Below are 5,399 nucleotides of genomic sequence, written 5' to 3'. Positions count from 1 at the left end.
TACACGCTGGGAAATTAGACTGACATCTGGAGAGCCGGATACATCGAGAGGTGTAAGTCCGGTTCGGAGGGGAGTTCTCGGAAACCTGCCATAGTGATATGGTAAGGCGCTGGGTTCTTACCCTACTGTATTCGTCAATCGGAGCAATTCCATTTGCAACCATGAGCAATCGGGAATGGGGACAGATTGGCAGCAACTATTTAAGAGGACTCTTTGCACTGGCATTCCAGGGATTTTTCATTATGGTATGCGTGGGTATTTATTCGGTTCTGGTTGCAAATATACAGGTGTCAGATAACGTGCATACAGCACTGCTCAGTGTAATGGCTTATACAGTGATACTGTGTTTCAGTCTTATGAAGACAGCTAATTTCTCAAAGAGCATATTTAATGCACACTAAACGAAGGAGGAGAAGGTATTGGGAAAATATCAGATTATTTATGCAGATCCGCCATGGCAATATCGAAATGCTAAAGGAACGGGCGTTGCCGAAAATCATTATAAGACAATGTCAGTGGAGGAGATTTGCAGCTTGCCGGTTAAGGAATGGACTGACAAAAATGCTGTGTTGTTTTTATGGGTCACATGCCCACAGTTACCCGAAGCTTTTAAGGTAATGAAAGCGTGGGGATTTGAATATAAAACAGTTGGATTTGTCTGGTTAAAGCCGAAAAGAACCGGAGAGGGATATGTATTGGGAATGGGATATTGGACACGTTCCAATGTAGAAATATGTTTGATAGCTACAAAAGGGAAACCCAGGCGAAAGTCAAAAACAGTTTCACAGCTTATTTTTTCTCCACGGGAAAAACACAGCAAGAAACCAGATATAACAAGAGATCTGATTATGGAACTTATGGGAGATTTACCAAGGCTGGAAATGTTTGCGAGGGAGAGTACACCTGGATGGGATGTCTGGGGGAATGAAGTAAACAGTACAGTAGATATTTTAAATCGTGAAGATGGGAGATGATGGAGGATGGCTTTTGTATCTGTACCCAAAGATCTGACAAAGGTAAAAAATAAGATTATTTTGAACCTTACGAAACGTCAGCTTATCTGCCTTGGCATTGCAGGAGCAGTTGGGCTTCCGTTTTATTTCCTTACAAGAGGAATGATTGGTTCAAGTAATGCGGCAACCGGAATGTGTCTGTTGATGCTTCCGGCTTTTTTATTTGCCATGTATGAAAAGGATGGACTTCCACTGGAAATAGTTCTGAAAAATATGATTACAGTAAAATTCATCCGTCCGCCAGTACGGAAGTATGAGGTTGAAAATTTGTATGAGAAAAAGAAATTTGTGACAAAAGCGAAAGGAGGCACTGCTCATGGAAAAAAGAAGAAACGATAAATGGCAGTCTCAGCATACTGAGGATTCCGTTTATCAGGAGGACTGGTGGCTGGATGAAGAAGATTCAGAAGAACTGCCAGTGTTTGATCCGGATGAAGCAGAAGATTATGCCAAGCACAGACAGCGTTTAACTGGAGAACCTGTGGTTACAGGGTATGAGGCTCTGGAAAGACGCAGAGGTGTTCGCAGACCAAGGCGTAAACTTACCAGACGTGAGAAACGTGCTTTGAAAAAAGCACAAAAATATGAGGAAAAACTGCATAAAACACAGGAAAAGGAAGACAAAAAGAGGGCGAAACAGGAGGAAAAACAAAAAGCCCGTGAAGAAAAAGCAGAAGAAAAACGCGTGAAAAAAGAGAAAAAGGGAAAACAGAAATCTCAGTCATCAATCTCTGCAAAAGAAAAGTCAAAAGTAAAAAGCAGTTCTGTAAAAAAAGCAGGCAGCAAGGGTAACACGGCATCGAAAAAAGAGAAGAAGATTACCGCACAGCAGTCTATTCCATACAGAGAAATGGGAAAAGATGGAATCTGTCGTGTCGAGGATGGCTATTATTCCAAAACAATCCGCTTTTATGATATTAACTATCAGTTAGCTCAGAACGAAGATAAAAATACGATTTTTGAAAACTGGTGTGATTTTCTGAACTATTTTGACAGCACAATTCATTTCCAGTTGTCCTTTATCAATCATCACAGCAATATGACAGAGTATGAGGACGTGATTCGGATTAAGAAACAGAATGACAGTTTTGACGATCTGCGTACAGAATTTGCACAGATGCTCAGAAACCAGCTTGCAAAGGGAAATAACGGACTTGTTAGAACAAAGTATCTTACATTTGGGATTGAAGCAGACAATATTCGGGAAGCAAAACCAAAGCTGGAACGTATTGAAACGGATATTCTGAATAATTTCAAAATACTGGGTGTATCGGCATATCCGTTGAATGGTGTGGAGCGTTTACAGATTATGTATGAAACATTCAACCAGGACAGTAAGGTGCCGTTTCAGTTCAGTTATGATGATGTACTGCGTACCGGATTGAATACAAAGGACTATATTGCTCCATCCAGTTTCCTGTTTAAGAACGGAAAAGATTTTCAGATGGGAGATACGATGGGTGCAGTTTCCTACTTGCAGATTCTGGCACCGGAGTTGACGGACAAAATGCTTGCAGAGTTTTTGGAAATGGACTGTAATCTGCTTGTCAATCTGCATATCCAGTCCATTGACCAGATGAAAGCAATCAAACTGGTAAAGGCAAAGGTTACAGACATTAACCGTATGAAAATTGAGGAACAGAAGAAGGCAGTTCGTTCCGGATATGATATGGACATCATTCCTTCCGACTTGAATACATACGGAGGGGAAGCGAAACGTCTTCTGGAAGATTTGCAGTCCAGAAATGAGCGAATGTTTCTTGTAACGGTGGTATTTTTAAATACTGCGAAAGATAAACAGGAACTTGAAAATGTTGTGTTTCAGACAGCAGGCATTGCACAGAAATATAACTGTGCATTGAAAAGACTGGATTATCAGCAGGAACCAGGACTTATGAGCTGCCTTCCATTGGGGAAAAACTGGATTCCAATCAAGCGTGCATTGACAACGACTTCAACTGCTATTTTTGTTCCATTTACGACACAGGAATTATTTATGGCAGGGGAATCTATCTATTACGGCTTAAATGCTTTATCCAACAATTTGATTATGGCTGACCGTAAAAAACTGAAGAATCCGAATGGACTGATTGTTGGTACACCGGGTGCTGGTAAATCATTTGCGGCAAAGCGTGAGATTACGAATGTTTTTATCGTTACGAAAGATGACATTATTATCTGTGATCCGGAGGGCGAGTATTTTCCATTAGTCCGGGCATTTAAGGGGCAGGTCATCCGTATCTCCCCAAACAGCCATGATTATATTAATCCGATGGATATTAACCTAAACTATGCTGATGACGATGATCCGCTTTCGCTGAAATCAGATTTTATCCTTTCTCTCTGCGAGCTTATTGTAGGTGGGAAGAATGGACTGGAACCAGTAGAAAAGACAATTATTGACCGTTGTGTACGAATGGTGTATCAGGATTATCTTGAAGACCCGGTACCAGAGAAAATGCCAATTCTGGAAGATTTATACAATTTGCTTCGGAAACAGGAAGAAGCAGAAGCACAGAGACTGGCAACTGCATTGGAGATTTACGTTAATGGTTCCTTAAAAGTGTTCAATCATCGTACTAATGTAGAACTGAATAACCGTCTGGTATGTTTCGATATTAAAGATTTAGGAAAACAGCTTAAAAAGCTGGGAATGCTGATTGTTCAGGATGTGCGCTTTGTTTCTTGTTAATCTCCATAGAAATATGGAACAAAGCAAGACAGATTTCTAATGAAATCTGAACTCTATATTCGATTTGACAGGGGAAGTTCCTGTCTGACCCGGTGTGACGGGTTACAAAAATTCTAATCTCCGACGTGCATTTCATTGTGACAGGTGAATTGTACGAAGCTCGGTGAAAAGCGGGGAAGAAGCTTGAGACAGCTTGGATAACCGCAAGAAGCTATAAATTAGTCATGTCCAGTATATTTTGTTGCAATCGACAAAAGTCCTGAGTGTAAGGCTCGTAAACGATGGGATGATAACACAGCCATCCTCCCCATGTGGGGTGCTGTCGCCGTTGAAATATGTCTTGGTGGAAAACGGCAGAAAACCGGAATGGTCGAATGTCACTGGCAATCAATCACACAAGCCAGTGATGGCAGCCGGGTCAGAGGGACGGGCTAAAACTAAATGTAAAGCTAGAATATAGGGAACAAAGGAACCGTGGACGGCGCTCCGGTACATGCCGGTGCAAGTAAGGTGTCACCCTTGCCGCACAGGTAGGAAATGACCTGTTAATCCACGGGGCATCAGCCCGTAGTAGTGATGAAGCTCCTGTAATGGGAGTGGAGCGAAGGGGCATAGTCAATATGGATTCGTATGTGAACAGAAAGTCGAGGAAGCCGTAGGCAAACCTGACTAAAACCAGAAACACAACCTCGGAAGGAGGTGGTGCGTATGGCACAACAATTCGACTGCCCAAAAACTGAAACTGAATTACGCACTTTGTTAGACGAATTGTATCAACAAAGCAGGAAAGCCAGACAGGAAGGGAAATACCCTGCCTTCAAAGGCTTACTGGAAATTATGTCAGCAGAAACAACGATTGTGACTGCAATTCACAATATCAAGAGCAACCATGGGAGTGATACTCCCGGTGTCGATAACAAGACTATGCGGCGGGAATATCTGCAAAAACCCTACCGATGGGTTATTAACGACATCCAGAGAGCTTTTGAAAAGTTTGAAGCACAGAAAATACGCAGGAAATATATTGACAAACCGGGGAAAAAGGAAAAGCGTCCGTTAGGTATTCCTACAATACGGGACCGCATTGTACAGGAATGTATGCGTATCGTGTTGGAACCCATTGTAGAAGCGCTATTCTTTGAACATTCTTATGGTTTCCGCCCAATGAGGGATACGGCAATGGCGCTGGAAAGACTGAATTTCATCACTTTCCACACAGGTTATTACTGGTTTGTGGAAGGAGACATCAGTAAATGTTTCGACTATATCGACCACGCTATACTTCTCCGCAGACTATATCATTTGGGAATTAAAGACCGGCGTGTGCTTCAAATCATCAAACAAATGCTGAAAGCAGGCGTTCTTGATGAATGTGAAGTAAATGAAGAAGGCACTATGCAGGGCGGGATTATCAGCCCTCTGCTTGCAAATGTCTATCTCGACATTATGGATGAATGGGTAACAAAACAGTGGGAACTGAAAAACACCACCCACAAATACAATCAGGATTCCGCAAAAAGAAGGGCATTGAAAAAGACCAGACTGGTGCCGGGATTCCTAGTGAGGTATGCCGACGATTTTGTAATTATTACAGATAGCCGGGAACATGCTGAATTTTGGAAATCATCGTTAAAGGAATTTCTGGAAACAGAGATGAAGCTGACATTATCCAAAGAGAAAACACTGATTACGGA

General features: G+C 42.0%; 3 protein-coding genes and 2 pseudogenes. All 5 read left to right on the top strand.

All coding sequences use genetic code 11. The annotated features are described in order from the left end of the window. Positions 1–125 precede the first annotated feature (125 nt). Positions 126–401: pseudogene (locus D8Q48_RS16840) on the top strand (hypothetical protein); the annotation flags it as partial. Positions 402–419: 18 nt separating this feature from the next. Then, positions 420–974, top strand: coding sequence for an MT-A70 family methyltransferase (locus D8Q48_RS16835; RefSeq protein ID WP_121057373.1), 555 nt, complete (start codon positions 420–422; stop codon positions 972–974). A 6-nt stretch (positions 975–980) separates the two neighbouring features. Beyond that, complete coding sequence (locus D8Q48_RS16830; RefSeq protein WP_121057371.1) at positions 981–1,352, top strand: PrgI family protein; 372 nt, start codon at positions 981–983, stop codon at positions 1,350–1,352. Further along, positions 1,330–3,684 (top strand): annotated as a pseudogene (locus tag D8Q48_RS16825) (ATP-binding protein); the annotation flags it as partial. The gene D8Q48_RS16830 and the pseudogene D8Q48_RS16825, both read left to right, overlap by 23 nt. A 729-nt stretch (positions 3,685–4,413) precedes the next feature. After that, the coding region (locus D8Q48_RS16820; RefSeq protein WP_243116334.1) for a reverse transcriptase domain-containing protein at positions 4,414–5,399 on the top strand (986 nt) is incomplete at its 3' end.

Source organism: Ruminococcus sp. B05, assembly GCF_003628495.1.
Classification (GTDB): domain Bacteria; phylum Bacillota; class Clostridia; order Lachnospirales; family Lachnospiraceae; genus Schaedlerella; species Schaedlerella hominis.
Note: the sequence above shows the minus strand (reverse complement) of the source record. Positions and strands in the feature narration are given on the sequence as shown.

What these genes read in the sequence shown, in the direction of transcription:
- D8Q48_RS16830 (WP_121057371.1), top strand. Translation starts at nt 981, where the DNA reads ATGGCTTTTGTATCTGTACCCAAAGATCTGACAAAGGTAAAAAATAAG.